Genomic DNA, 26164 nt, shown 5'->3' on the forward strand with positions numbered 1-26164 from the left:
ACGAATTAACTAGAAGCTAAGTGGATCAAAAAAATATCAGAAATTTCTCCATCATTGCCCATATCGATCACGGGAAATCGACATTGGCAGACCGATTCATTCAAATTTGTGGCGGATTAAGCGACCGGGAGATGGAGGCGCAAGTACTCGATTCCATGGATCTGGAGAGGGAACGCGGCATCACTATCAAGGCGCAAAGCGTCACCCTGGATTACAAAGCCAGCGACGGCGTTACCTATCAGCTGAATTTTATCGACACACCGGGCCACGTGGACTTTTCCTATGAAGTCTCGCGTTCTTTGGCGGCCTGCGAGGGCGCTTTGCTGGTCGTTGACGCCGCGCAAGGCGTGGAAGCGCAAAGTGTCGCCAACTGCTACACCGCTATCGAACAAGGATTGGAAGTCGTGCCGGTCTTAAACAAGATCGATTTGCCGTCAGCTGAGCCCGAGCGGGTAATGGAAGAAATCGAGAATGTTATCGGTATTCCTGCCGACGAAGCACTTAAGATTAGCGCCAAGACCGGTATCGGCGTGGAAGCGGTGCTGGACCAATTGATCCAGAAAATTCCACCGCCGGCCGGCGATGAAAATGCGCCTTTACAAGCATTGATCATCGATTCCTGGTTCGATAACTATCTGGGCGTAGTCTCGCTGGTGCGTATCGTCAACGGCAATCTGCGTAAAAAGCAAAAGATTACCGTGATGTCGACCGGTAAATCGTTTCTGGTCGAGAAGCTGGGGGTCTACACGCCAAAACAGCTGGAGAAACAGCAGTTACACACCGGTGAAGTTGGCTTTATCGTTGCGGGTATCAAGGATATTTTCGGCGCGCCGGTCGGCGATACCATTACCGCGACCGATAACCCTGCGACTGAATCCTTGCCGGGGTTTGAAAAAGTTCAGCCGCGGGTGTTCGCCGGTTTGTATCCGGTCAGTTCCGACGACTTTGGCGCGATGCGCGAAGCTTTGGACAAATTGCGCTTGAACGATTCGGCATTGAATTACGAGCCGGAAACTTCGCAAGCCTTGGGCTTTGGCTTTCGTTGCGGCTTCCTGGGCATGCTGCACATGGAAATCGTCCAGGAGCGACTGGAGCGCGAATACAATATTGACCTAATTACCACCGCGCCTACCGTGGTTTACGAAGTAGAAACCCATGGCAGCGAAATAGTGATGGTCGACAACCCGGCTAAGTTGCCGGATGTTGGCACCATCGTCGAGATTCGCGAGCCTATCATTCTGGCGAATATTCTGGTGCCGCAAGCCTACTTGGGCAATGTGATCAATCTGTGTATCGAAAAACGCGGCATTCAGAAAAACATGCAGTATGCCGGTAGCCAGGTGTCGCTGAGCTACGAGTTGCCGATGAGCGAAGTGGTGCTGGACTTCTTTGATCGTTTGAAGTCGGTCAGTCGTGGTTATGCGTCTTTCGATTACGAATTTTTGCGCTTCGAGCCGGCCCCCCTCGTTAAGCTGGACGTCTTAATCAACGGTGACAAAGTCGACGCCTTGTCAATTATCGTGCATCGCGACTTGAGCCAGAATCGCGGCCGCGATTTGGTCGAAAAGATGAAAGATCTGATTCCGCGGCAGATGTACGAAGTGGCGATTCAGGCGGCTATCGGCGCAAAAGTCATTGCACGCTCTACGGTAAAAGCCATGCGCAAAAATGTCACAGCCAAATGTTATGGTGGCGACATTACCCGTAAGAAAAAGCTGCTGGAAAAGCAGAAAGCCGGTAAAAAACGGATGAAGCAGGTGGGTAGTATCGAGATTCCACAGGAAGCCTTCCTGGCGGTGTTGCAGGTCAACAAAGAATAATAACGATCAATTATGGATTACGATTTTTCATTTTTTCTGGTGGTAGCCAGTTTTGTCACCGGCATTGTCTGGGGTGGGTATAGCCTATATCTGAAGCGGGCCAATCTGCCGTACCCTACCGAAAACGAGCCGCTAATGGTCGAGTATGCCCGCTCGTTTTTTCCGGTAGTATTGATCGTCCTGTTGCTGCGCTCGTTTTTGTTCGAACCGTTCCGGATTCCGTCGGGATCGATGATGCCAACATTGTTGGTCGGTGATTTTATTTTGGTGAATAAATTCAGTTACGGGGTGCGCTTACCGGTGTTGAACACCAAGGTTATCGAAGTGGGTGAGCCCAAGCGCGGCGACATCGTGGTGTTTAGGTTTCCGAAACAACCGGAAGTTGATTACATCAAACGGGTGATTGGTTTGCCGGGTGACCGCATCGCTTACTTTGACAAAAAGCTTCACGTTAACGGTGTTCCTGCCAAGCAGGTGTCGCTGGGGCGTTATCAAGGTGTTGGGCAGGGCAGTAACATGACCGGTGCCGAGCGTCTGGAAGAGGATTTGTTGGGGGTTGAGCATTCCATCTTGGTTAGTCGTGGAGCCTCGTCTGTTGAGGATGTGTTTGTGGTCCCGCAGGGTCAGTATTTCGTCATGGGCGATAACCGCGACAACAGTAACGACAGCCGTTATTGGGGCACGGTACCTGAAGCCAATCTGGTGGGTAGAGCCTTTTTTATCTGGATGAATTGGGACTGGCAAAATAACGGTATTGCTTTCGACCGGCTAGGCACAGTGCTGCGTTGAGCGGTTTACTGCGTGGCAATCCGAAAAGACAATGCTTATTGCGGTGGATTCTCGATAGCCGCTGGTTTATTTCTAATTTTTCTCGGGGGTAGTGTTATGCCGTCATCATTAAAAAAACAACGCGGTTTAACCTTTCTGTCTATTGCCTTTATCTTGGCGCTAATTGGTTTCTTTACCCTATTGATTCTAAAAATTGCGCCGATTTACATCAATCACAGCCGGGTGGTAAACGCCTTGAAAGCCGTGGAAAATACCACCGATATAGTGACTAAAACCAAGTCTGATATAAAAAGTAGTTTGGAAAAACGCTTTGATATGAATTATGTAGAGCACGTGACTAATGACAATATTAAAATTGTTGCGCAACCCGGTTATGTGCGGGTTGATATCGACTACGAACGCGTAGAGCCCATCATGGGTAATTTGAGTGTGTTGGTTGAATTCCACGAAGGATTCGAAGCTGGCAACAGGTGATTAAAAAACCGGAAATTCTTGCCGGCAAGTTGGGTTTAAGTTTTAACGATCCCAGCTTATTTGCGATGGCTTTGACTCATCGCAGCATGGGTGCCAGAAACAACGAGCGTCTCGAATATTTGGGCGATTCCGTGCTGGGCTTCGTCATTGCCCAAAAATTATACGAACTGTTCCCTGAGGCCGGAGAGGGCGCCTTAAGCCGGCTACGAGCCAGTTTGGTCAACCAAAATTCGCTGGCGGAAGTGGCTCGACAGCACAATATCGGTGATTATCTGATCCTCGGTTCCGGCGAATTGAAAAGCGGCGGATTTCGTAGAGACTCGATTCTGTCGGATGCATTGGAAGCCATCATGGGGGCCTTACTGAAAGATCAAGGGGTTGAGGCCTGTCAACAGTGGATATTGCGATTATTCGATGACAAGCTGGCTGCGCTGAAAGTGGACGATTGGACCAAAGACCCGAAAACCCGTTTACAGGAATTGATGCAAGCCAGCCGCAAACCCTTGCCGATTTACGAATTGGTCAGTATGTCCGGCGCGGATCACGCGCAAACCTTTGAAGTGAAATGCACTATCGCATTAACGCCGGAAACTCGTAACGGTGTCGGTATTTCCCGAAAAAAGGCCGAGCAGGCAGCTGCTGAAAATATGTTAAATTTTTTACAATCCAGGGATAAATGAACTGCGGATATGTTGCGTTAATCGGTAGGCCCAATGTCGGCAAATCGACGTTGATGAATCACTTGCTGGGTCAGAAACTCAGTATCACCTCAAGAAAACCGCAAACCACCCGGCATCGAATTCTGGGTATCAAGACGACAGCCGCCGGGCAAGCCATTTTTATGGATACGCCGGGCATGCACAGCGACGAAAAAAAGGTATTAAACCGTTATCTGAATAAGACTGCGGATAGCACCTTGCTGGGAGTCGATGTGGTGATTTGGCTGCTGGACGGCTTGTATTGGCACGAGTACGACGAAAAAATTTTCCAGAAACTCGAGCGAGCCGGACTGCCGGTTATCTTGGCAATCAACAAGGTCGATAAAATCAAGGATAAGGATGCGGTGCTGAAGTTTTTCGCCGAGGCCCAGCAAAAATATCCGTTTCAGCATATCGTGCCGGTTTCAGCACTGAAAAATACCAATCTTGAGCTACTGGAACAGCACATTATGGCCTTGTTGCCCGTGGCCGAGCCGATTTACCCGGAAGATCAAATCACCGACAGGCCGGAGCGCTTTTTTGCCGCCGAAATTATTCGCGAAAAACTGACCCGCCGTTTGGGTGACGAATTACCTTACGCGCTGACCGTGGAAATTGAACGTTACGAGGAGTTTCCGGAGCTTTGCAAAATATACGCAGCGATTTTGGTAGAGCGGGATAGCCAAAAAAGCATCGTCATTGGGAAGCAAGGCGAAATGCTGAAAAAAGTCGGTAGCGAGGCGAGGGTTGATATCGAAAAATTGATCGGCCAAAAAGTCTACCTGGAACTGTGGGTTAAAGTGAAAAAGGGCTGGTCGGATAACGAGCGTGCCTTACAGAGTCTAGGTTTCAGCGATTTTGGTAATTAATGAATGGTTCGGCGGTTTATTTACAGCCAGCGTTTGTGCTCCAGCATCGGCCATACCGGGAAACCAGCGTATTGTTAGATGTCTTCACTCGGGATTTTGGCGTGATGTCCATGCTCGCCAAGGGTGTGCGTAAGGAAAAGTCGAAAATAGCCGGCTTGTTATTGCCTTTCAGTGCCTTGCGGCTGTCTTTTGTCGATAAAAACGAATTAAAAATTCTTTCTCAAGTTGAATATGTCGATTGCTACCCTTTAGAGCGCTTGGCGTTATATTGCGGATTTTATGTGAACGAGCTGGTGCAGATATTTGTGCACAAATACGATCCTCAACCCGAGATATTCAGTTGCTACGAGCGTTGCCTGAGTGATTTATTGCTTGGTGAGCGTATCGAGCAGACTCTGCGTTATTTTGAACTGGATTTATTGCAAGAGGCTGGCTATGCCGTTGCGATGGACTCCGAAGCTAACGGTAATCCAATAATGACAGGGCAACGCTATAATTTTTTAGCGGATTTCGGCATGGTCGCGGATAACGAAGGCTTGATCGGTGGTGAAACCTTGTCAATATTGGCCGCAAGGGCTTCGCTGGAGGGCCGGGCTTTGTTTGAAGCCAAACTACTCTTTAGAAAAATGCTGGATGGGCATTTGCAAGGCAGACAGCTGAAAAGCCGGGATGTACTGGCAAAAATCATTAAGTATTTGTAGGCAAAAGACGAAACTCAGGACGGGTTTACCGTCTTTCATCCATCTTACTCATCCGCTTGCGGACTTATATTCAATGGAAAAGCAAATCATCTTATTAGGCGTCAACATCGACCATGTTGCGACCTTGCGCCAGGCTAGAGGTACCCGTTATCCCGAGCCGGTGCAGGCTGCGCTGATCGCCGAGCAAGCCGGTGCTGACGGCATTACCGCGCATTTGCGCGAAGACAGGCGGCATATTCAGGATAGAGATATTTATTTGTTAAAGGATATGTTGCACACCCGGTTGAATCTGGAAATGGCCGTGACCGATGCTATGTTGGCATTTGCGGTTAAGGTTGAACCGCAAGCTTGTTGTTTGGTACCGGAGCGCCGAGAGGAGTTAACGACCGAGGGTGGTCTGGATGTGGCGGGTGCCGGGGATAGGATGCGTTCTGCCTGCCAACAATTGGCGGATGCGAATATAGAAGTCTCCTTGTTTATCGATCCGGATTGTCGGCAAATCGACGCGGCTGTTGAGGCTGGCGCGCCGGTGGTGGAATTACATACCGGCCGTTATGCCGACGCTGCAAGCAAACTAGAGCGAGAGCAAGAGTTGCAACGAATCCGCACGGCTGCGGCTTATGCGCACCAAGCAGGATTGCAAGTCAATGCCGGTCACGGCTTGAATATCGCCAATGTAGAAGCTATTTGCCGAATCGAGCAGATTGTCGAGCTAAATATTGGTCATTCCTTGATTGCGCAAGCTTTGTTTTCCGGCTTGGATAGCGCGGTTAGGGATATGAAGCGCGTCATGCGGGAGTCGCGTTTACTCGGTTGATTTAATGCAGAAAGAACTCGAATTTTATCAATTAACCTCGATAGGCAATCGCGAGGTCAATCAGGATTGCATGGCGCACCGGGTGTGCGCTGATTACGCACTATTTGTCGTCGCTGACGGATTAGGTGGGCATTACTCCGGCGAAAAAGCTTCACAATTTTTTTGCCGTAGCTTGATTACCCTAGCGGAAAAATATCATGCTCATATAGCCTCAGTGAAGGCAGAGACGGTGATGGCTGCTTGGGTCGCAGAAGCTGTCAGGAATATGAGTGAACTATTTGCCGACGATCCGTTTGCAAGCGATGCCCACACCACCTGCGCAATTCTGTATTTGGACCAGGAACGAGCGATAGTGGCGCATTGCGGAGACTCGCGAGTCTATCGTATCAATTCCGAGCAAGTACAATGGCGCACAAAAGATCATTCTGTGCCCCAACAACTGTTTAACGAGGGCAAAATAAGCGAATGGGAAATGGGGGTTCATCCCGATCAGCATAAGCTGACGCGAAGTATAAATGTGTTGAGTGCGCCTGCGGTCGATATTGCCAGTTTTCCACCTATGAAAAGCGGCGAAACCTTTCTGCTCTGTAGCGACGGTTTCTGGGAGTTTGTAAAGGAGCAGGAGTTGTTGGCGCTATCGCAAGAGGGTAGCGGAAAGCCGGAGTTGCAGAAGATGGCAAAGATGGCCGTGTTACGCGCCCAAGGTAAAAGCGATAATGTTACCGTGCAGTGGATAAGGCGGCGTTAGCTGTTTAGTAGGAGGGCAGGGGCTGAACCAACGCAGCCCCGGTAAACCAATAGCTTAGTGTGTTGCCAAGCCGTGTTTTTGGATTCGGTAAAGCAAGGTGTCTCTGGAAATACCCAATAAGCGTGCCGATTTGCTGCGATTGCCCTTGGTTCTGTTCAAAGCTTGCAGAATCATATCTGCTTCCAGTGCATCAAGTTGTAACCCCAACTCCGGCAAAGTAAAGTCTGAGCTGACTGTTATTGCGCTACGGTTGAACTCGTGGGGCAGATTTTCCGGCTCGATTACTTTGCCCGCCAACAGAATGCTTAGTCTTTCGCAAAGATTGCGCAATTCACGAACATTGCCCGGCCATTTGTAGCTGCGCAGCGTTTTGATGGCTTGTCTGCTGAACGTAGGCGGTTCCAGGGAATGTGTGGCTGAAAAGTGCGTGAAAAAGTGTTTAGCCAGTATTTCGATATCTTCGGTGCGCTGATGCAATGCAGGCAATTCCAGAGGCACTACATTTAAGCGGAAATACAAGTCCTGACGAAACTGACCGTTTTCTATCAACTTGGTGAGGTCGGCATTGGAAGCCGCAATCACGCGCACATTCACCATATACGGCTTGGTGCCGCCAACGGGCAAGCATTCTCCCGACTCCAGAAAGCGCAAAAGTTTTGCCTGGATTCCCAAGGGTAAAGAATTGATTTCGTCCAGAAACAAAGTGCCGCCATCGGCTGCCTGAAACAGTCCTTGCTTGTCCGATACCGCCCCGGTAAAAGCGCCTTTCTTATGGCCGAATATTTCTGATTCAACCAGACCTTCAGGGAGTGCCGCGCAATTTAAGGCAATGAAAGGTTTATTTGCGCGCGGGCTATCCTTTTGAATGGCCGTTGCCAGTACTTCTTTTCCCGTGCCGGTTTCGCCTTTGATCAACACGGTAACGTCGGTCGCCGCAACGATGCGAGCGCTGCGAATCAATGCTTCGATTGCGGGAGATTGTCCAATAATAGGATCGAAGTTATCCACTGTAAAACCTCTCAAAACGTCATGATGTGTTCAACGCGCATCGGATAGAGCCATGGGAAGGCCGCCAATAACGCAAAGATAATAAACAAGGCTGCAACCGCGTGTTTAAAGTGCCGGATTTTTGAAAGCCTCGCCAGTAATGAGGTCATTATACCGACACCCATCACGGCAGGTAAAGTGCCCAATCCAAATGCCAACATCGTGAGCGCGCTGTGGGTAATGCTCCCCGTGGTAACTGCTAGTGCCAATGCCGTATAAATGAGGCCGCACGGTAGCCAGCCCCACACCATACCAAACAACAAAGCTTGGGTGCGATTTTGTACCGGAATCAAGCGGCGGCCGAATGGTTCGATCAGCTTCCAGAAGCGTGCGCCCATTTTTTCTATGTAGGCAAAGTAAGGAAACCAGCCGCCGAGGTAAAGTCCGGCGCCTGCCATCACCACGGCCGAGAGCAGTTGCAAAAACCTGTGCGCCTGACCTTGAGCAAAAGGTAAAGTCAAGAAGGCCTCCAGGACGCCAACCAAGGCGCCGGCCATCGCGTAGCTGAGAACCCGGCCGATGTTGTAATTCAGTACGATGCCGAACAGACGGCGTTTATCGTTGCGAAGTTCGGGTTTCAGGCTGTAAGTTAGGGTGCCGATAATGGAGCCGCACATGCCTATGCAATGCAGGCTGCTGAATAAACCCATTACAAACGCGGCAAGATAGGAAGCATTAAAGTCGAGGTAAAGATGCATAAACAAAAAGCCGGGGTAATAAGGTATCGAGTGAATTAGCGAGGATTATAGACGCTTTCCGACACGGTAACGACGCGCAGATATTTAAACTAACTGCCGTTGGACAAGTTATTCGCACAGATGCGATTCCGCCCTTGATGCTTGGCCTGATACAACGCGTCGTCCGCCGCTTTCAGTAAACTGGCAACGTCGTCGAACGTGTGGGCCTGCAAGGTCGCAACGCCGATGGATATGGTCACGAAATTGTTGGGGTTGCTCTGTGTGTGCCGTATTTTCAGATTCTCTATGGCTTCGCGGTACTGCTCGGCACGCATCAGGGCACCTATACTGTCGGTGTTGGGAAGCAGGATGGCGAACTCTTCACCGCCCAATCTTGCTACCAAGTCTTCGGGTCTGTGGGTAATTGTTTGTAAGGCGCGCGCCACCCGTTTCAGGCACTCGTCGCCCATAGGGTGACCAAAGTAGTCGTTAAATTGTTTGAAATTGTCAATATCGGCAATTAACAAGGAGAGCGGCATGCCGGTGCGTTTGGATTGATTCCATTGGCGTTCCAGCGCGGCGTCAAACGCTCTGCGGTTGGGTATCTCCGTCAGTCCGTCCAGCGACGCCAGCTTTTCCAACAAATCGGATTTGGTTTTTAGCTGAATTTGAGTGCGTACTCTTGCTAAAACAATCGATGGCGAAAACGGTTTGGTGATGTAGTCGCTACCGCCGATTCGAAAGCCGTGCACCTCATCTTCTTCCGAATGTTTGGCGGTCAGAAAAATAATCGGAATATTGCGGGTTTTATCCGATGACTTGAGCTGATGGCATATTTCATAACCATCCATGTCGTCCAGCATGATGTCCAGTAGGATCAGGTCAGGAAGTTGGCTGGTAGCGATATGTAAAGCCAGTTCGCTGTGCACGGCTACTTTTACCGTGTAATGGGGTTCGAGAATATTCTTGATAAGATCCAGATTTTCCGGGCTATCATCCACGGCCAGAATGGTATGCGTGTTTCTACTTTCCATTTTCCTATATCCGATGTTCCAGTATGTGGTTGAGAGCTTGCGCAGCATCTACAAACTGGTAATTGGCAATTTGTTTTTTGATGGGCAATAAGATTTGCAGCAGAGCTTTATCGTCGATATGGCGCATAATCCGTTCAAGTTGCTGGTCCGAGTCGGAATCGAAGGTTTGTAGTTTATCAATCAATATGGCCAGCTGCTGCCGAGTTTCCAGCGTGGAGTAGCGCGGTTCACCGTCGCCGTGGCTCTCGCTGTTGGCCAAATTACTGTTGATACTACTGATAACCTTGGTCATCTCCAGTGTTGTGGCGACAATATTACTGTCGATATGTGGCACATCGGCAATATTGGCACGGAAATCGATTAGCGATTCTTCCAGCCGCACTAAGTGGCTTTGCAATTGTAGCGCGCCGAGCGAGCCGACCAAACCCTTCAAAGTATGGACTAATTGATAGGCCTTGTCGTACTGGTTGTGTGTGAAGGCTTGGTCGATTTCGTTCATGGTATCCGCATGATTTTCAGCAAATTTTAGTAAAACTTTTCGATAAACGGTCAGGTTGCCGGCCGTATGTTGTAAGCCGGCGGAGGTGTCTATGCCATACAGATAAGGAAGCGGATTGCTTGACATCTGTTCGCTGTTCGGATCGGTCTGGGGCATTCCGTCAGCTCGCGGTTTAATCCATTTCGCCAGCGTGGCGTAAAGCGTTTCCGGTAATATCGGTTTGCTGATGAAATCGTCCATATCGGCTTGAAAGCATCTGTTGCGATCATTGCTCATCGCGTTGGCGGTCATCGCTATGACCGGCAAGGTTTGGCAGCCGGGTATTGCTCGTATATGTTTGGTGGTTTGATAGCCGTCCATCACCGGCATTTGCACATCCATTAACACGCAGTCGTAAGTGGTTTGTTGCAGTTTTCCCAAGGCGATTTCGCCGTTTTCGGCCACGTCGACTTGCAAATGTGCTTGTTCCAGCAGCTCAATCGCCACAATTCGATTCACTTCGTTGTCTTCAACCAGCAATACTCGTGCGCCGCTGATATGCTGCAATTTCCCGCTATCGAGGGGGAGCTTTTGTTGGTATTGCGCGTTGCGTATCGAAGCAAGGCTGGTGATGCCGAGTTTGACGCTGAAGGTAAATGTCGATCCAAGGTTTTCTTGGCTGGAGACGCTTATCGTTCCGCCCATTTGTTCGACCAATTGTTTGGAAATGATCAGCCCCAAGCCCGTGCCGCCGTAATGACGCGTGACACTACTATCGCCTTGGCTGAACGCCTGGAATAGCTTGGCCTGTTTTTCTGCATTCATGCCGATGCCGGTGTCGCTGATACTAAACTGCAAACAAGTCTGTTGCGCGGAGCGTCTAAGCTCGGTGAGCGTGACTCTTACCTCGCCATGCTCAGTAAATTTGATCGCGTTCCCGATCAAATTGATAAAAATTTGCCTTAGCCGTTGTGGGTCGCCGATCACCGGGAGAAAAGTCAGACTCTTAGGTGGGCGAATCAAGGCTATGCCTTTGCTGGCGCAGAGTTCGGACATCGTGGAGAACACCTTATCCAGCATTTCTTCTAATAGAAAAGGTACGGATTCCAGTTGCATTTTTCCGGCTTCCATTTTGGAAAAGTCCAAAATATCGTCAATGATGGTCATCAACGAGCGCGAGGCGGTTTCCACTCTTTCCAGGTAGTCGCGCTGTTTGGCGGAGATATTGCTGTTCAGACATAATTCAACCAGGCCGATAATCGCATTCATCGGGGTGCGGATTTCGTGGCTCATATTGGCGAGAAATTCGGATTTTACCCGTGTTGCCTGTTCCGCCTGCTGCTTGGCTTCCAACAGCCGTTGCTCGGTTTGCAGGCGGTCGGTGATGTCTTGCATGGTGCCTTGAATGCCAGTGGGTTTGTCATTAACGTCGCGAATAACTTGTCCGCGTTGGTGGACATGACGAATTTGGTCGTTACCGAGCACTATCCGATGTCTGAAATCGAGACGGCCGCTATTGATCGCGTTTTGCATCGACGTTTTGAAAAAGCTTTGGTCGTCCGGGTGAACCAGCGTGCTTAAAATGCTGGAGAAGTTGGGGGTAAAAACAGCTTTACTGGTTGCGGTGATCCGATACATTTCGTCCGACCAGCTAAAGTGATTGTCCGGCAAATGCCAATGCCAATCGCCGATATGGGAAATGCTTTGCGCATCCAGTAAGCGTTGTTTTTGGTCTTGCAACGCATTGAGGGCGCGGCTGCGTTCCAGCTCGGCGGTAATTTGCAACGCGAATAATTTCAGGGTGTCTGTGGCAAAATTAGTATCGGGAATGGGCCGACAGTAGGATACCGAGATAAATCCGAAACTATTTTGTTGTTTGTCGTGCAATGGAATGCCTAGATAACCTTGGATTTGTTGGTGTCGCAGCCAATCGGCGTCGGGGAATCGTTCCGCTACATTATGTTCGACGCAACAAATAGCCCCGGCGGCAACCTCGCGGCAAGGTGAGTTATCTAGGCTGAATTCGCGATTACCGACAATTTTGCCTTTTGCGCAAAGCGATAGGCTGCGGGCACGTCCATCGCCCGTTGTCTCGGCAATTAATGCAAAGTCGGCTCCCAGGGTTTCCACGGTCAATAGCGTCAGATTATCCAGTAGGGATGTCGCATTTTGCGGCAGATTGCTGGATACGATATTCCTAATCACGCTGGTTTGCTGGCGCTGTTGAGTAATGTCGGTAACCAGGCCCTGATAATCGATAATCTTGCCTTGCTCGTTGCGCACCACCATCTTGCGGTCTTGCACCCATTTTATGCCGCCGTTTTGGGCGACGATGCGATAGGGTTGATGCGCTATTTCGGAACAGTCCGGATCGTTGCGGCAGGTGGCGATTTCGCGAAGGAAAACCCCAACATCATCGGCATGGATCAGGTTGAGATAAAACAGATTGCCGGTAATCAATTGTTCGACGCTGTAGCCGAACAGCTGGCGGGCGTTCTCAGTGGCGAACTCTATCGGTAATCCTTCGGAATTATTCCATTTCAATACCACTGCCGCGCTCTGGCTGATAATTTGATAGGCGCGTTGCAGATTATGCTCCGATTGTTTGCGCACGCTGATGTCTTGGTGCGTGCCGCATAACCGGCTTGGACCGCCGCTGACCGGGTCGTACGCTACAACGGCGCCGGAACCTTGTATCCATACCCAATGGCCGAGTTTATGGCGCATGCGAAATTCCACTACATAGGGGCGGCCGGACTCTATGTGCTTGGCAACCACCTCTTTCACGCGCTGTCTGTCATCCGGATGCAGGCGTTTGTCCCAATCGCTGACATAGTTATCCAGTTCGTCATGGCTGAGGCCCAACATGTCCAGCCAGCGTTGATTCACGGAATGTTTGCCGCTTAGATAATTCCAATCCCAATAGCCCAACTGGGCGCCGTCTATGACCAGGGCCAATTGTTCTTCAATTTGCTTTCGAGGTGTGATGTCGATATGGAACTGGATTAATTCGCTGTTGTTATGCGTGGACAGACGGGCAAGCGAGATTTGCTGCCATGTTTGATTTGGAAAGGCAAAGTCGCTGGCCGGCATGGCCTTGCCGGCCTTGATATGTTGGCATAAGGGACATTCTAATTCGGCATGGTTGGTCGGGTGAAACCAGGCGTGTATGGCTTGTCCCGCTAATTCCGCCGGGGACTTGCCCACCGACAAAGCCGCGGCTTTGTTGGCACTGCGAATAATGCCCCGATTATCGACCACGATGGCGGATTGGGTGAGATGGTCGTAAAAGTCGCCGATGGGCGCCAGTCCGGATGGCAGATGTTGCCGATTTGACAACAGTTCGCTAAAAATCAGCAAGACAGCTAATCCCGGCAGCAAAATTATCAGTATTTCGGTCAGTTCCCTGGTGCCGTTTATGCTCTGATAGAGCACTACGGTCATGTCGCATATCAACAGTAAACACACTGCGACCAGCACGAACCGGCGTATCTGATTGTCAGTGTTTGCGAGTTTATCTGTCATATTTTGCTGATGTCGGGAATCTTGCCGGGAGGGACGGGAAAAATCTTAGACCGGGTATCGGTAAATGTGAATCCATGTCGCCGGAAAACTGTCCGGTGCTCAGCAAATTGGGATTTTATACGCTGCTCCCGCCTGTTCTTTAACGAGTTTGGGCACCAGATAGCCGGGGAGATGGCTTTGCATATGCTCAAGTAGATCCTTGGCAGCGGTTTCGGATACTTCAAAATGGCCGGTGCCGCTGGCGTGGTCCAGCAAATGCAGGTAGTAAGGCAGAATGCCCAATTCAAACAGTTTTTCACTCAATGTACAGAGCGTCGTGCCCGTATCGTTAATTCCTTTCAATAGCACGCTTTGGTTTAACAAGGTAACGCCGCGGTGGCGTAAATCACCACAAATCGCACCAACGGCAGGACTCAGCTCATTCGCATGATTGGCGTGAAATACCATCACAATTTGTTGCGACAGACTGGAGAAGGAGTTCAGCAGTTGCCGGGTGATGCGCATTGGCAACACGATGGGCACCCGGCTATGAATACGAATACGTTTGACATGTTCGATCTCCCCCAGCCGATCAAGCAGTTGGCCTAGTTTTTCGTCATTTAGCAACAAGGGGTCGCCGCCGCTGAGGATCACTTCGCTGATTTCCGGGTGGCTGATGATGTAGCTAAGTGCTTGTTGGACTTTTTGCGTCGACAGCTGCAACTCCGCATAAGGGAAATTGCGCCGAAAACAATACCGGCAGTGCACTGCGCAAGCGCCGGTGCTAATCAACAATACTCGGCCATGATACTTATGAATAATGCCGGCTTCGGCGACTGCGCCCAGGTCGCCCACCGGGTCATGGTTGTAGCCCGGATAGTCGATCAGTTCGTTCTGAGTCGGCAGTACTTGTCTCAGCAAGGGATCATTCGGATCGCCGGGGCGCATGCAGTCGGCAAAACCGCGCGGTACCCGCAGCGGAAAGGCTTTGAAATCCGGTAGCAATGCCACGCTGTCTGTTGGAATATGCAGATAGTCACAAAGGGCTTCGACGCTGGTAAATGCATCGGCAAGCGCCTGTTGCCAGCCGGCGGTTTGGGTGTTCAATGCTGCTCCGGTTTCCGATTAAAAATCTTATCCATTATAATCGTCCGACTATTATTTGTTTCACGAGGAAAAAATGGCGACTTTTAGCACCAACGAGTTCAAGGGCGGTTTGAAAATCATGTTGGACAACGACCCTTGTTCGATTATCGAAAACGAGTTTGTTAAGCCGGGTAAGGGGCAGGCGTTCAATCGGGTCAGGATCAGAAATCTGAAAACCGGCCGGGTCATTGAGCGTACCTTCAAATCCGGTGATACCGTGGAAGGTGCGGATGTCGTTGATAAGGAAATGCAATATTTGTATAGCGATGGCGAATTCTGGCATTTCATGGTGCCCGATACGTTTGAACAGTACCAAGCCGATAAAAATGCGGTGTCCGACGCTATAAAATGGCTGAAAGAACAAGATGTTTGCACGATGACCCTATGGAACGACTCGCCATTGTCTGTCACACCACCCAACTTTGTGGAATTGACTATCACCGAAACCGACCCCGGTTTGAAAGGCGATACCTCTGGTGGTGGCGGTAAACCGGCCACGCTGGAATCCGGCGCGGTGGTGCGAGTACCGTTGTTTGTACAGATCGGCGAAGTGATTAAAGTCGATACCCGAACCGGCGAATACGTGTCCCGCGTTAAAGAGTGACGGTTCTCTGGCAGCCTAGCTGCCCAATTGAGCATTTGCGCACTCGCGCGCAAATGCTGGCGGCGATACGGCGTTTTTTCGAGGCACGGGATGTGCTGGAAGTCGAAACGCCGCTATTGTGCCCGGCCACCGGTACCGATCCGCAGCTGGATTTTTTCAGTAGTCAATTTAATTTCCCCCCGAACAGACCCACCCTGTTTTTGCAAACATCGCCTGAGTTCGCGATGAAACGGCTGTTGGCCGCCGGCAGCGGCAGTATTTATCAGATCTGCAAGGCGTTTAGGAATGGCGAAGCCGGGCGCTATCACAATCCGGAATTCACGATTTTGGAATGGTATCGGGTTGGCTACGATTTGCGGCAGTTGATGGCGGAAGTCGCCGAATTGTTGCAGCAGCTATTGCAGCCTTTTCGTGCCGAATTGCCAACCAAGCAAATCAGCTACCAACAGCTATTTCTGGATTCCACCGGTTTGGATCCCTTGATTTTTTGCCTCAGCGATTATCAGGCTTATGCGGCTGAGAATGCGCTTCCGGAGGCTAGCGAGCTGTGCGGTAACGATCATGCCTTGTGGCTGGATTTCATTTTTAGCCATCGCGTCCAGCAGATGATGGATAACGATACGATTTATTTGCTGCATGGCTATCCGGCGATACAGTCTTCGCTGGCGCGCTTGAATGTCGATGATTCGCGGATCAGTGAGCGTTTTGAAGTGTTTATCAATGGCGTGGAGTTGGGCAATGGTTTTTATGAACTTGCTGATCCACTTGAGCAGGAGGCGCGTTTTGATAAGGAAATTGCCTATAGGCTGAGTCATGGTTTGCCGGCGGTTGCTAAGGACGCCGCATTTTTGCAGGCCTTGAAATGCGGTTTGCCGGATTGCAGCGGGGTGGCGATTGGTTTGGACCGGCTGCTGATGATTGCTCTGGGCTGTGCGTCCATTAGTGATGTGCTGGCTTTTCCTGTCCGCGTTTGAGGCTCAATAATGAAAAGTCCGAAAAAACTCCCCCTTCGCCGAAGGGGGATGTAGTCGGTAGGTTTCCCTAAAAACGATTAATCGATTTGCCTAGTAGGGCCAGCTGAGCGAACTTTTTTGCTGGTCCGGGTGGTCTGCGGCATCTAGCGCTGTTTGTATGTCGTCTACGAAAAAACGTCTAAGGCCGCGGCCAAGGCGATGCGCCAGGACCGGTAGAGCGTGATCTTTGTCTAGATAGGTCACGGGTTCGCGACCCTTGCGGTAATTGTGTAGCGCTCTTCTGACTGCGCCGCACAGATAGCACTCTGTCCCCTCAGGAAGAGTGGTGTTCAAATCGCGAAGTAGATGTGGAGTTATTTTATTCATAGCATCCCCCTCCTCATTCGGAGTGTTGGGCGGTAATCCTTATGCCATGCGAAGATCCGCAACCGGGATCTGTTATTTAATAAAAATAACGTGATTAACTTATCAATTTGGCAAAAAAAGTCAACGAGTATTTGGTGGGCTTTTTTGACGTATATCAATACCTTGGTTCACTGCTTGGCAGGGTATCGCAGGTGGCAAGCTTAACAAGAACAAAGGGCGGACAAGTTAGCCCGCCCTCATATTTACCTTAATCCTGCTTTTCGGTTTTGCCGGCAGGGTTACGCAACCTGATGCCCAATTCTTTCAATTGTTCTTCGCTGACCAATGCCGGCGCATTGAATAACGGGCAAGCGGCAGTTTGGGTTTTCGGGAACGCGATCACATCGCGGATCGAGCTGGCTCCGGTCATCAACATGACCAAGCGGTCCAAACCAAAGGCGATGCCGCCGTGGGGCGGTGCACCGTATTTCAAGGCATCCAAAAGGAAGCCGAATTTTTCGCGGGCTTCTTCGTGGCCAATACCCAGAATGTCGAATACGGTTTGCTGCATCGCGGTGCGGTTGATCCGGATCGAGCCGCCGCCGACTTCGGTGCCGTTCAGCACCAAATCGTAAGCGCGTGACAAGGCGGTGCCGGGATTAGCGACCAAATCTTCCACCGAGCAGCTAGGCGCGGTGAACGGATGATGGATGGCTGTAAAGCGTTGGGCTTTTTCGTCCCAGGCAAACATTGGGAAATCCACGACCCACAAGGGTTTCCACGGTCCGGTCAACAGGTTGCGGTCCAAGCCCAATTTAACCCGCAAGGCGCCCATCGCTTCGTTGACTATGCCGGTTTTGTCGGCACCGAAGAAAATCAAGTCGCCGTTCTGCGCACCGACTTTTTCCATTACCTTGGCCCAGACCTCAGCCGAAGCGAATTTGACGATAGGCGATTGCAAGCCTTCGACGCCGGCAGCCAAGTCGTTGACTTTGATATAAGCCAAGCCTTTAGCACCGTAAATGCCGACGAACTTGGTGAGTTCGTCGATCACGCTACGGCTCAAGTCGCCGCCTTCAGGCAATTTCATTGCCACGACGCGGCCGTTTGGATCGTTGGCGGGGCCGGAGAAGACTTTGAAATCGACACCTTTCATTTCCGCGGCGATATCCACCAGTTCCAGCGGGATACGCAGGTCCGGACGGTCAGAACCGTAACGACGCATGGCTTCTGCGTAGCTAATTACTGGGAATTGCTCCCCCAAGTCGACATCGATAATCTCTTTAAACAAGCGACGAATCATTTCTTCCATCACCGCCATGATCTCTTGTTCATTCATGAACGAAGTTTCGATATCCAGCTGGGTAAATTCCGGCTGGCGATCAGCGCGCAAATCTTCGTCGCGGAAGCAACGTACTACCTGGTAGTAACGGTCCATGCCGGCAATCATCAGCAATTGTTTGTAAAGTTGAGGCGATTGCGGCAAGGCGAAGAATGAGTTCTGGTGGGTCCTGCTTGGGACGATGTAATCGCGCGCGCCTTCCGGCGTAGCCTTGGTCAGGTAGGGCGTTTCGATTTCGAAAAATTCGTGATCGTCCAGATATTGGCGCAGGTTACGGGTCACATCGCGGCGCACTTTCATTTTTTGCTGCATCGCGGTGCGGCGCAGATCGATGTAACGGAAACGCAGGCGGGTCTCTTCGTTGACTTCGATATCGCTCTCCAACGGGAACGGCGGGGTTTCCGACTCGTTCAATACTTCGATATGTTTGCCCAGAACTTCGATTTGGCCGGTGGACATATTCGGGTTATGCGTGCCTTCAGGGCGGTCGCGGACGATGCCTTCGATACGCAGTACATATTCACTGCGCACGTGTTCGGCAATCGCAAAGCTTTCGGCCATATCGGGATCGAACACCACTTGCACCAGGCCGGCGCGGTCTCTCAAGTCGATAAAAATAACGCCGCCGTGGTCGCGGCGACGATGGACCCAGCCGCACAGGGCAACGGTTTGACCTAAATGTTGGGTGTTCAATTCTCCACACTTGTGGCTACGCATAGTTGTTCTCAGGTTAATCAAAATACGGGGTATAGGTAAAAATTAGGAAGTGCCAGTCGTTTCGGAAAACTGGCAGTTACCATGAGATTCCTAATGGTTATGGTTGGGGCAGCCGCTGCAACTGCTGGCTTTTTCCGGGGCTTTGTTTTCGCCGGCGACGTTTTTCTTGTTGCCGCTTTTAAAATCGGTTTCGTACCAGCCGCCGCCTTTCAAACGAAATCCCGCTGCGGAAATTTTCTTTTTTAATTCCGCTTCATTGCAGGCCGGGCAAACGATTAAGGGCTCTGCACCCAGTTTTTGCAGGGCTTCGTGTTCATGTCCGCAAGCATTGCATTGGTATTCGTAAATAGGCATCTGCTTCTCCAGTTGAAAGTGTTTAAATCGGCTTACTAAGGGCGGGGTTTTAATTTTTCAAGGCCCTTAATGTTAGAATAACTGGCTATTTTAAATGAAAACGCCCGGAGATTATGGATAAATTGACCATCCGCCAACCCGACGATTGGCATTTGCACGTTAGAACCGGCAGTATTTTAAAAACGGTGATCGGTCATACTGTTAGGCAGTTCGGTCGCGCTATTATCATGCCGAATCTGAAACCTCCAGTCACAACGGTCGCTCAGGCTTTGCTTTACAGGCAGGAAATTTTGGCAGCTTTACCGCCAGGATCGACATTTCAGCCCTTGATGACCCTGTATCTCACGGCAAGTACGTCGGTGGAGGAAATCAAAAAAGTGGCCGATGCCGAGCATGTGTTCGCCTTTAAATTGTATCCGGCCGGTGCGACCACCAATTCCGATGCCGGCGTGGCAGACATCGAAGCGGCTTATCCTTTATTCGCGGCGATGGAGAAATACGGCGTGCCGCTATTGATCCACGGTGAAGTCACCGATGCTGAATACGATATTTTCGACCGGGAAAAAATCTTTATCGATAGTAAATTAAGCAAGCTTACCCGGCAATTCCCGGCGCTACGCATTGTTGTCGAACACCTGACGACCCAGGAAGCGGTAGAGTTTGTCCAAGCCTCAGGCGCGAATGTCGCCGCGACTATTACCCCGCAACATCTGCTCTACAACCGTAACGCGATTTTGGCCGGCGGTATTCGTCCGCATTTCTATTGTTTGCCCATTTTAAAGCGCGAGCATCATCGCCAAGCCTTAATAAAAGCGGCTACCAGCGGTAATGCCAAATTTTTCCTTGGCACCGACAGCGCGCCGCATTTGACCGGGTTGAAAGAAAATAGCTGCGGTTGCGCCGGTTGTTACAGCGCGCATGCGGCGTTGGAATTGTATGCTGAAGCCTTCGAACAGGTTGGCGCTTTGGACAAGCTAGAAGGATTTGCCAGTTTTTACGGCGCCGATTTTTATGGGTTGCCGCGCAACTCCGCGAGCGTTACTTTAGAAAAACAAGCCTGGATCGTGCCGGAAGCCTATGCCAATCCGAATGGCACTATTACACCATTACGGGCTGGTGAAAGTTTGTCATGGCGCTTAGTCGTCGCCTGATTCCTTATGATAAGTGGGGCAATTCAACCTGATTAGCGGTTTGTTTCAACCGGCCCTGTCACCTTTTTATGTCGACTTTAGATGTGTCGGGCTTTGCCGACTTTGATATTGTTGGCATGAAATTGGCTTAATATTTTGTCATAACGCTGGCGTGATTCTGGTCGCTTGGATGTCCAGTGCTCAGAATCGATATTTTCTCGAAAAATGACCATACCCGATAAACTGATTTACCGCTGGGGCATCCTGCCGCTTTGGCTGCTGTTGACCGCAAGCGTTTATTTTCGTTCGCCCATACCCATCGACGAAACGCGCTATCTCAGCGTGGCCTGGGAAATGTGGCTGCGCGGCGATTTTTTGGTGCCGTATCTAAACGGCCAGACCTATAGTCATAAGCCGCCCTTACTATTCTGGTTGATTCAAGCTGGTTGGGGCGTGTTCGGCGTTAACGCATGGTGGCCGAGTTTGGTAGGACCTCTGGCAGCTTTAGCAAATCTGTTGCTGACGCGAAAATTAGCGGAAAAGCTTTGGCCGGAGCAAGCGGTAGCCGCATTGTTGGCGCCGTGGATATTGATTGCAACCTTGTTATGGACTTTGTTTGCCGCGTCGATCATGTTCGATGTTCTGCTGACCAGCTGGGTGTTGTTAGGCATGCTCGGTGTTCTGGAAGTTGTACAAGGTGAGGAGCGCAAGGGTTGGATATTGGTTGCGGCAGCGTTGGGTTTGGGAATTCTAAGCAAAGGGCCTGTGGTTTTTTTGCATCTAATTCCTACCGTAGTTTTGGTCGTTGTTTGGGCGCCGCGTCCGATTGTTTTCAGCCGCTGGTTTGGTGGCTTGTTGATAGCCGCCTTGATCGGAGCTGCGATAGCGCTAGCCTGGGCGATTCCGGCCGCCATGGCCGGTGGCGAGGAATACGCCAACGCGATACTTTGGCATCAGACCGCTGATCGCGCAGTAAGCACTAAAATCCATACCCGCTCAGTGTTCTGGTATCTGCCGTTTTTGCCGATGTTTTTGTTTCCGTGGTTGTTTTGGCCGCGTTTCTGGGGCAGTTTGCGCGGTAGCCGATTTTTTAGTGATTGCGGTCTACGTTTCTGTCTGGTTTGGCTGGCATCAACCTTTGTAGTGTTCTCGTTGTTGCCCAGCAAGCAGATTCATTATTTGATTCCGATGTTACCGGCGTTTGCGTTGTTGGTGGCCAGGGTGGTAGTGAATGCCCACAAGCCGAAATTAGCGGGCGAGTGCTTGCTGCCGCTACTGTTCGGTGCAACCGGGATGTTTTTAGTTTGTCTGCCCAAAGTGCCGGGCTTGTCGAAACTGAACTGGGTCCAGACTGTGCAGCCAGCATGGGGATTGAGTGTGTTGGCTATTGCCATCATGTTGGCGCTGCTGGTTTGGATTAAACGCAAGTTGCCGGTTGCGGCAATATCGACGGCCTTGGTGGCGGCCATTTTTGTCGGATTTATATTTTTCTTCCGCTATGCCGGTCCGGCATACGACCTGGCGCCCGCGGCAATGCAGGTGAAAAGCTTTACCGAGCAGCACATTCCTCATGTCTATGTCGGCAATTACCAAGGTCAATTCAATTTCTTGGGGCGATTAACCCAGCCACTGCCGGTTTTACCTGCGGAACGGCTTGCCGATTGGGTGGCTCAGCATGCGGACGGGTACCTGATTTCCCTGGAAAAAAACAAGCCTAGCGACGCCGTATACCTACAGCCCCATCGGGAATATTGGCTGGTATTTCGGCGCGCGGGGCAGGCTGCTGAGGTCAAGCCGCTATAACTCAAACCTGTACAAAATTCTTATCTGTGTATAAGCGTTTGATACAATTCACAACTTTTTCAACTTTTACCAAGATATGAAGATTTCTGTAGTGGTCCCCGTTCACAATGAAACGGACAATGTCGAATTGCTGATCGAGGAAATCCATCGCGCGCTGGGCGATGGGGAAACCTATGAAATGATTTTTGTGGACGACGGCAGTACCGATGACACCGGCGTTAAACTGCAAGGTGCGATGCAGCAATATCCGACGCTGCGAGTGCTGACACATCAACGCAGTTGCGGGCAAAGCCGCGCGGTGCATACGGGCGTCTCGGCGGCGCGTTATCCGTGGATTGCCACCTTGGACGGCGACGGCCAGAACGATCCGGCCGATATACCCAATCTAGTCGCTGCCTGGCACGAACAAAACGACAGCCAATTGTGGATGGTGGCCGGCTTTCGGCATCAGCGCAACGACACGGGTTGGCGCAAGTTCTCTTCCAAATTTGCGAACGCGGTGCGGCAGGCAATTTTGCATGACGCCACGCCGGATACCGGTTGCGGCTTGAAGTTATTTCTGCGTGATAAGTTTTTGGCTTTGCCGTATTTTGATCATATTCATCGTTTCTTGCCGGCTTTAATCAGAATGGCGGGCGGGCATGTCATTTCGGTGAAAGTGAATCATAGGCCGAGAAATTTCGGCACATCAAAATACGGAACCTTGGATCGGGCGTTGGTCGGCATCGTCGATTTGCTGGGCGTGGTTTGGTTGAAAAAACGCCATAGCCTGCCGATTGTTAGCGAGATTCAGCGTGGTTAATCGCTGGATTCAATCCGTTTGCCCCGCCGTATCTCAGGAGTAATTAACATGGAAAATGGTATCGTTTATTTTTTTACGCATTTGATCGATAAATGGCAGCACCATTTATCGATCATGGATTCGAATGACATCATTTGGCTCACCATCGGATTGGTAGGGCAGACCTTGTTCATGATGCGCTTTATCGTGCAATGGATACACAGTGAGCGGCACCAGAAGAGCATGATTCCTGTGAGTTTCTGGTATTTCAGTTTGTCGGGCGGTGTGATTGTGTTGGCTTACGGCATCCACCGTGTCGATCCGGTGATTATCCTTGGTCAATTGCCAGGTACTTTTGTGTATGCCAGAAACTTAATGCTGATTCGCCGCGAACATCGCGACGCGTTGGCAGAAATGACCGAGCAAGATGTGGGGACCTAAACGGTTTGACCGTCTGGAAAAGTGCCTAGCCTGATTTTGCGTGAGGATTTTTCCTAACTATTAAAAACAGACTGAATTTTTACCCTAAACTATGGCCCGAGCAAATGGCGTTTTGGCGAGGTGTGCTATGAGGGTGTTAATTTTGCTGGCGATGATTTTGAGTTTTCACTCGGCAAGTGCGGAAGTATTCAAATGTATCGGTAAGGACAGTAAAACCGTTTATCAGGCCAAGCCTTGTCAAACCAGTGATAAAACCGTGCAGTTGGATATTCAAGCCAATGAAGCCCAAGAAGCGGCGGCCAAAGCGAAGCTGGAAGCTCTGCAAAACGAACAGGAAGCTGCCAAAGCCGCCAAGCTGGAAGCGGAAAGACGCGATGCGATACTGAAAAACCAAACCGAATCGACAAATGCCCTAAAGCAAAGCGCAATTGCGCAACAGCAGCAAGTTGAAGCGGAACAGCGCCAGGCGGCAGCCTTGGAAAGACAGGCGCAGCAAAACAATAATCGGGTGCTGATTGTCGCGCCTCCCACCGTGTTACCGGGCACGCCCGCGCCGGTGACCACCGAAAATTTACGTTAGTCAGCCTCGGGAACCTCATGCTCTGGTTAAAAGCCTTACATTTAATTTTTATGGTGACTTGGTTTGCCGGCTTGTTTTATTTGCCCAGATTATTTGTTTATCATGCAATGAGCGACGACAGTATCAGCAACGAACGTTTCAAAGTGATGGAGCGCAAATTGTATTACGGCATCATGACGCCGGGCATGATTTGCACCTTTATCTTCGGCGTTTGGATGTTGGGCGATTACGCCTGGATGCTTTACTCCGCCAGCGGTTGGCTGCATCTTAAGTTGGGGCTATTGGGCTTGCTAGTGGTTTATCATTTGTTTTGCGGCAAATGGTTGCTGGATTTTAAGTATGATCGCAACCGGCATTCGCATGTGTATTACCGCTGGATTAACGAGATTCCGGTATTGTTCTTGGTCGCCATAGTCCTGTTGGCCGTCGTAAAGCCGTTCTAATACGCGGCATCCTCGGTATGTCTGTCGCTGTGGCGAGCATGTTGTTCACTCAGTTCAGCCAAGCGTTCCGGTGTGCCTATGTCCATCCACAGGCCGGAAAATTTCTCCCCGCTAATCCGCTGTTGCTGCATGGCACGATTTAACACCGGTCTTAGTTTTAATGGCGCGACGGGGATGTTGGCAAACAGCTTGGGGTGATAAACGCCGATACCGCTGAATGTCAGTTTGTTCAAACCTTGTTCCGCCAATACACCGTCGGCGTTAAGCGAAAAATCGCCTTCCGGATTATGCGGCGGATTATTGATCATCACCAGATGAGCCAGGTCGACGGCTCTGGTCCGCAAGTTGGCTAAGGGATAATCGCAAATAATATCGGCGTTAAGCACCAGGAACGGCTTATCACCCAGCAAAGGCAGGGCCTTGGCAATACCGCCGGCCGTTTCCAGTGCGGTTTCGCCTTCATCAGAATAACCAATCGATACATTCCAGCGCTTACCATTTCCGCAATAGTCTTTAATCTGCTCGCCTAGATGGGCGATGTTAATGATGATTTCGGTAAAGCCGGCGGCTGCCAGGTTTTCTAGGGTGTACTCGATCAGCGCCTTGCCGGCTGCTTTCAGTAAAGGTTTAGGGGTGTGGTCGGTCAATGGTCGCATTCTTTCGCCGCGTCCGGCCGCCAAAATCATTGCCTTCATGCGGATGCTCCGACACGCGGCAGCACCTGTTCTTGCAGAAACTGCTGCATGTCTGCGAACTCGAGATAGAGGTCGCAAACACTGGAGATGTAAGCCAGGGTGCGCGGGATGTCGGCCAAATAATGGGATTTGCCGTCGCGAAGATGCAGTCTGGCGAAAATGCCCACTGCTTTCAGGTGGCGCTGCATGCCCATCAGGTCGAACCAGCGTTTGAATCGATTAAAATCGGCGTTCAGCAGTCCGATTGCCAACAGGCGTTGATGATATTGCTGGGCCCAACTGATGACTTGCTGTTCGGGCCAGGCGATGTAACAGTCGCGCAGCAGCGATACCAGATCGTAACTGATAGGGCCGATCACCGCATCTTGAAAATCGATAACCCCAGGAGAGTTGTGTTCCAGCACCATCAGGTTGCGCGAGTGGAAGTCTCGGTGCACGCAGACTTGCGGCTGTTCAAGCGCCGAATCGATCAAAATAGTGTTGAGAGTTGTCGCGAGCGTATGTGGAATGGCAATGCCGAGTAGTTTTTCCAAAAACCATTCGTAAAAAATAGCTAGCTCGCGGAGGAGCAGGGCGCTGTCGTAAGCCGGCAAGCCGCAGTCAAGCGGGTTTACGCCGGTTTGTAGTTTGAACAAGCTGTCCATGGCCTGGCTATACAGAAGCTCGGCGTTGCCGATTTGTAAGCGGTCGAGAAAACTCGTAGAACCTAAGTCTTCCAGCAACAGAAAACCTTGGCGACTATTCTGTTGATAGATATTCGGAATATGGATATCGCTTGGTTTCAGCAATCCGGCGACGCGTACGAACGGTTCGGTATTTTCCTTGTCCGGCGGTGCGTCCATGGCAATGTGGCAGCCGTCCCGGTGCTCAACTCGGAAATATCGCCTGAAGCTGGCGTCGCTGGAAGCCGGGGTAATTTGCTGTATATCAAGTGCGACGTCGTTATTGAGCCAATCGACAAGCTCCGCCAAGCGGCGGTCTGAGCTGGAAACGTACATTTTTATTAATTGCGGGTCAACCTAAGGTAAAATGATGGGAAGCATTTTATTCGATTTCCATTCCGCTAAGTCAATTTAGCTGCATTCGCCAAGACATGAATTATCGGTTTTATACAATTTCTTCAGCATTATTGTTTTTTACGGGCGTCGCCTCT

The 26164-nt window shown here is 50.6% G+C and carries 25 protein-coding genes; 16 read left to right on the top strand and 9 right to left on the bottom strand.

Annotation, left to right across the window (positions count from 1 at the left end; translation table 11 throughout):
• The first annotated feature begins 20 nt into the window (after positions 1-20).
• The 8 genes from lepA (at position 21) to G006_RS0121545 (ending at position 6916) form a co-directional block, all read left to right on the top strand.
• The gene (lepA, locus tag G006_RS0121510) at positions 21-1820 is read left to right on the top strand and encodes a translation elongation factor 4 (RefSeq protein WP_020485289.1); all 1800 of its coding nucleotides are present in this window, start codon (positions 21-23) and stop codon (positions 1818-1820) included.
• 12 nt (positions 1821-1832) lie between these two features.
• Complete coding sequence (lepB, locus tag G006_RS0121515; protein ID WP_020485290.1) at positions 1833-2609, top strand: signal peptidase I; 777 nt, start codon at positions 1833-1835, stop codon at positions 2607-2609.
• Positions 2610-2705: 96 nt separating this feature from the next.
• Positions 2706-3083, top strand: a complete 378-nt coding sequence (locus G006_RS0121520; protein ID WP_020485291.1) for a DUF4845 domain-containing protein — start codon at positions 2706-2708, stop codon at positions 3081-3083.
• Positions 3080-3763: a ribonuclease III gene (gene rnc, locus G006_RS0121525; protein ID WP_020485292.1), complete on the top strand. Its 684-nt coding sequence runs from the start codon at positions 3080-3082 to the stop codon at positions 3761-3763. Before G006_RS0121520 ends, rnc begins: the two co-directional genes overlap by 4 nt.
• Positions 3760-4650 (top strand): GTPase Era, encoded by an 891-nt coding sequence (gene era / locus G006_RS0121530; RefSeq protein WP_020485293.1) that lies wholly within the window; start codon positions 3760-3762, stop codon positions 4648-4650. Before rnc ends, era begins: the two co-directional genes overlap by 4 nt.
• A complete protein-coding gene (gene recO, locus G006_RS0121535; protein WP_020485294.1) occupies positions 4650-5351 on the top strand; it encodes a DNA repair protein RecO in 702 nt (233 codons plus the stop codon). The genes era and recO overlap by 1 nt, the downstream gene beginning before the upstream one ends.
• Positions 5352-5424: 73 nt before the next feature.
• Positions 5425-6168 carry a pyridoxine 5'-phosphate synthase gene (pdxJ, locus tag G006_RS0121540; protein ID WP_020485295.1) on the top strand — a complete coding sequence of 248 codons (744 nt, stop codon included), beginning with the start codon at positions 5425-5427 and terminating at the stop codon, positions 6166-6168.
• A gap of 4 nt (positions 6169-6172) precedes the next feature.
• Positions 6173-6916: a PP2C family protein-serine/threonine phosphatase gene (locus tag G006_RS0121545; protein WP_020485296.1), complete on the top strand. Its 744-nt coding sequence runs from the start codon at positions 6173-6175 to the stop codon at positions 6914-6916.
• Between the two features lie 54 nt (positions 6917-6970).
• Here G006_RS0121545 and G006_RS0121550 read toward each other — a convergent pair whose 3' ends face one another.
• From G006_RS0121550 to epmB, 5 genes are all read right to left on the bottom strand, one after another.
• A complete protein-coding gene (locus tag G006_RS0121550) occupies positions 6971-7924 on the bottom strand; it encodes a sigma-54 interaction domain-containing protein (protein WP_020485297.1) in 954 nt (317 codons plus the stop codon).
• 11 nt (positions 7925-7935) lie between these two features.
• A complete protein-coding gene (locus G006_RS0121555; RefSeq protein WP_020485298.1) occupies positions 7936-8661 on the bottom strand; it encodes a sulfite exporter TauE/SafE family protein in 726 nt (241 codons plus the stop codon).
• An 89-nt stretch (positions 8662-8750) separates the two neighbouring features.
• Positions 8751-9674, bottom strand: a complete 924-nt coding sequence (locus G006_RS0121560) for a diguanylate cyclase domain-containing protein (protein WP_020485299.1) — start codon at positions 9672-9674, stop codon at positions 8751-8753.
• A gap of 4 nt (positions 9675-9678) precedes the next feature.
• Entirely contained in the window at positions 9679-13677 is a 3999-nt protein-coding gene (locus G006_RS0121565; RefSeq protein WP_020485300.1) for a PAS domain-containing protein, read from the bottom strand.
• A 99-nt stretch (positions 13678-13776) separates the two neighbouring features.
• Complete coding sequence (gene epmB / locus G006_RS0121570) at positions 13777-14763, bottom strand: EF-P beta-lysylation protein EpmB (RefSeq protein ID WP_020485301.1); 987 nt, start codon at positions 14761-14763, stop codon at positions 13777-13779.
• 73 nt (positions 14764-14836) lie between these two features.
• On the opposite strand from epmB, the gene efp reads away from it, so the two are divergent.
• Complete coding sequence (gene efp, locus G006_RS0121575) at positions 14837-15406, top strand: elongation factor P (RefSeq protein ID WP_020485302.1); 570 nt, start codon at positions 14837-14839, stop codon at positions 15404-15406.
• The gene (gene epmA / locus G006_RS0121580) at positions 15403-16380 is read left to right on the top strand and encodes an EF-P lysine aminoacylase EpmA (protein ID WP_020485303.1); all 978 of its coding nucleotides are present in this window, start codon (positions 15403-15405) and stop codon (positions 16378-16380) included. The genes efp and epmA overlap by 4 nt, the downstream gene beginning before the upstream one ends.
• Before the next feature lie 613 nt (positions 16381-16993).
• Here the strand turns inward: epmA and aspS are convergent.
• Positions 16994-18784, bottom strand: coding sequence for an aspartate--tRNA ligase (gene aspS, locus G006_RS0121590; RefSeq protein WP_026147216.1), 1791 nt, complete (start codon positions 18782-18784; stop codon positions 16994-16996).
• Positions 18785-18874: 90 nt separating this feature from the next.
• Positions 18875-19138, bottom strand: a complete 264-nt coding sequence (locus G006_RS0121595) for an FmdB family zinc ribbon protein (protein WP_020485305.1) — start codon at positions 19136-19138, stop codon at positions 18875-18877.
• 113 nt (positions 19139-19251) lie between these two features.
• On the opposite strand from G006_RS0121595, the gene pyrC reads away from it, so the two are divergent.
• From pyrC to hemJ, 6 genes are all read left to right on the top strand, one after another.
• On the top strand, positions 19252-20289 hold the full coding sequence (gene pyrC / locus G006_RS0121600; RefSeq protein ID WP_020485306.1) for a dihydroorotase: 1038 nt from the start codon (positions 19252-19254) through the stop codon (positions 20287-20289).
• 204 nt (positions 20290-20493) lie between these two features.
• Positions 20494-22071, top strand: a complete 1578-nt coding sequence (locus G006_RS0121610) for an ArnT family glycosyltransferase (protein WP_020485308.1) — start codon at positions 20494-20496, stop codon at positions 22069-22071.
• A gap of 76 nt (positions 22072-22147) precedes the next feature.
• Entirely contained in the window at positions 22148-22873 is a 726-nt protein-coding gene (locus G006_RS0121615) for a glycosyltransferase family 2 protein (protein WP_020485309.1), read from the top strand.
• A gap of 48 nt (positions 22874-22921) precedes the next feature.
• Positions 22922-23293: a lipid-A-disaccharide synthase N-terminal domain-containing protein gene (locus tag G006_RS0121620; protein WP_020485310.1), complete on the top strand. Its 372-nt coding sequence runs from the start codon at positions 22922-22924 to the stop codon at positions 23291-23293.
• A 127-nt stretch (positions 23294-23420) separates the two neighbouring features.
• The gene (locus G006_RS0121625) at positions 23421-23873 is read left to right on the top strand and encodes a DUF4124 domain-containing protein (protein WP_020485311.1); all 453 of its coding nucleotides are present in this window, start codon (positions 23421-23423) and stop codon (positions 23871-23873) included.
• 17 nt (positions 23874-23890) lie between these two features.
• Positions 23891-24316 carry a protoporphyrinogen oxidase HemJ gene (hemJ, locus tag G006_RS0121630; protein ID WP_020485312.1) on the top strand — a complete coding sequence of 142 codons (426 nt, stop codon included), beginning with the start codon at positions 23891-23893 and terminating at the stop codon, positions 24314-24316.
• Here hemJ and murU read toward each other — a convergent pair.
• Both murU and G006_RS0121640 read right to left on the bottom strand, forming a co-directional pair.
• Positions 24313-25011: an N-acetylmuramate alpha-1-phosphate uridylyltransferase MurU gene (gene murU / locus G006_RS0121635; RefSeq protein WP_020485313.1), complete on the bottom strand. Its 699-nt coding sequence runs from the start codon at positions 25009-25011 to the stop codon at positions 24313-24315. The two genes, hemJ and murU, sit on opposite strands and share 4 nt — an antisense overlap.
• Entirely contained in the window at positions 25008-26009 is a 1002-nt protein-coding gene (locus G006_RS0121640) for an aminoglycoside phosphotransferase family protein (protein ID WP_020485314.1), read from the bottom strand. The genes murU and G006_RS0121640 overlap by 4 nt, the downstream gene beginning before the upstream one ends.
• Positions 26010-26164: the final 155 nt, after the last annotated feature.

Origin of the sequence: Methylomonas sp. MK1 (assembly GCF_000365425.1) — a bacterium.
Taxonomy (GTDB): domain Bacteria; phylum Pseudomonadota; class Gammaproteobacteria; order Methylococcales; family Methylomonadaceae; genus Methylomonas.

Bases quoted from the DNA above. Each gene is read 5' to 3' on its own strand.
- lepB (WP_020485290.1), top strand. From the start codon at position 1,833: ATGGATTACGATTTTTCATTTTTTCTGGTGGTAGCCAGTTTTGTCACC.
- G006_RS0121520 (WP_020485291.1), top strand. From the start codon at position 2,706: ATGCCGTCATCATTAAAAAAACAACGCGGTTTAACCTTTCTGTCTATT.
- era (WP_020485293.1), top strand. From the start codon at position 3,760: ATGAACTGCGGATATGTTGCGTTAATCGGTAGGCCCAATGTCGGCAAA.
- recO (WP_020485294.1), top strand. From the start codon at position 4,650: ATGAATGGTTCGGCGGTTTATTTACAGCCAGCGTTTGTGCTCCAGCAT.
- pdxJ (WP_020485295.1), top strand. From the start codon at position 5,425: ATGGAAAAGCAAATCATCTTATTAGGCGTCAACATCGACCATGTTGCG.
- G006_RS0121545 (WP_020485296.1), top strand. From the start codon at position 6,173: ATGCAGAAAGAACTCGAATTTTATCAATTAACCTCGATAGGCAATCGC.
- G006_RS0121555 (WP_020485298.1), bottom strand. From the start codon at position 8,661: ATGCATCTTTACCTCGACTTTAATGCTTCCTATCTTGCCGCGTTTGTA.
- G006_RS0121560 (WP_020485299.1), bottom strand. From the start codon at position 9,674: ATGGAAAGTAGAAACACGCATACCATTCTGGCCGTGGATGATAGCCCG.
- G006_RS0121565 (WP_020485300.1), bottom strand. From the start codon at position 13,677: ATGACAGATAAACTCGCAAACACTGACAATCAGATACGCCGGTTCGTG.
- efp (WP_020485302.1), top strand. From the start codon at position 14,837: ATGGCGACTTTTAGCACCAACGAGTTCAAGGGCGGTTTGAAAATCATG.
- aspS (WP_026147216.1), bottom strand. From the start codon at position 18,784: ATGCGTAGCCACAAGTGTGGAGAATTGAACACCCAACATTTAGGTCAA.
- G006_RS0121595 (WP_020485305.1), bottom strand. From the start codon at position 19,138: ATGCCTATTTACGAATACCAATGCAATGCTTGCGGACATGAACACGAA.
- pyrC (WP_020485306.1), top strand. From the start codon at position 19,252: ATGGATAAATTGACCATCCGCCAACCCGACGATTGGCATTTGCACGTT.
- G006_RS0121610 (WP_020485308.1), top strand. From the start codon at position 20,494: ATGACCATACCCGATAAACTGATTTACCGCTGGGGCATCCTGCCGCTT.
- G006_RS0121615 (WP_020485309.1), top strand. From the start codon at position 22,148: ATGAAGATTTCTGTAGTGGTCCCCGTTCACAATGAAACGGACAATGTC.
- G006_RS0121620 (WP_020485310.1), top strand. From the start codon at position 22,922: ATGGAAAATGGTATCGTTTATTTTTTTACGCATTTGATCGATAAATGG.
- G006_RS0121625 (WP_020485311.1), top strand. From the start codon at position 23,421: ATGAGGGTGTTAATTTTGCTGGCGATGATTTTGAGTTTTCACTCGGCA.
- hemJ (WP_020485312.1), top strand. From the start codon at position 23,891: ATGCTCTGGTTAAAAGCCTTACATTTAATTTTTATGGTGACTTGGTTT.
- murU (WP_020485313.1), bottom strand. From the start codon at position 25,011: ATGAAGGCAATGATTTTGGCGGCCGGACGCGGCGAAAGAATGCGACCA.
- G006_RS0121640 (WP_020485314.1), bottom strand. From the start codon at position 26,009: ATGTACGTTTCCAGCTCAGACCGCCGCTTGGCGGAGCTTGTCGATTGG.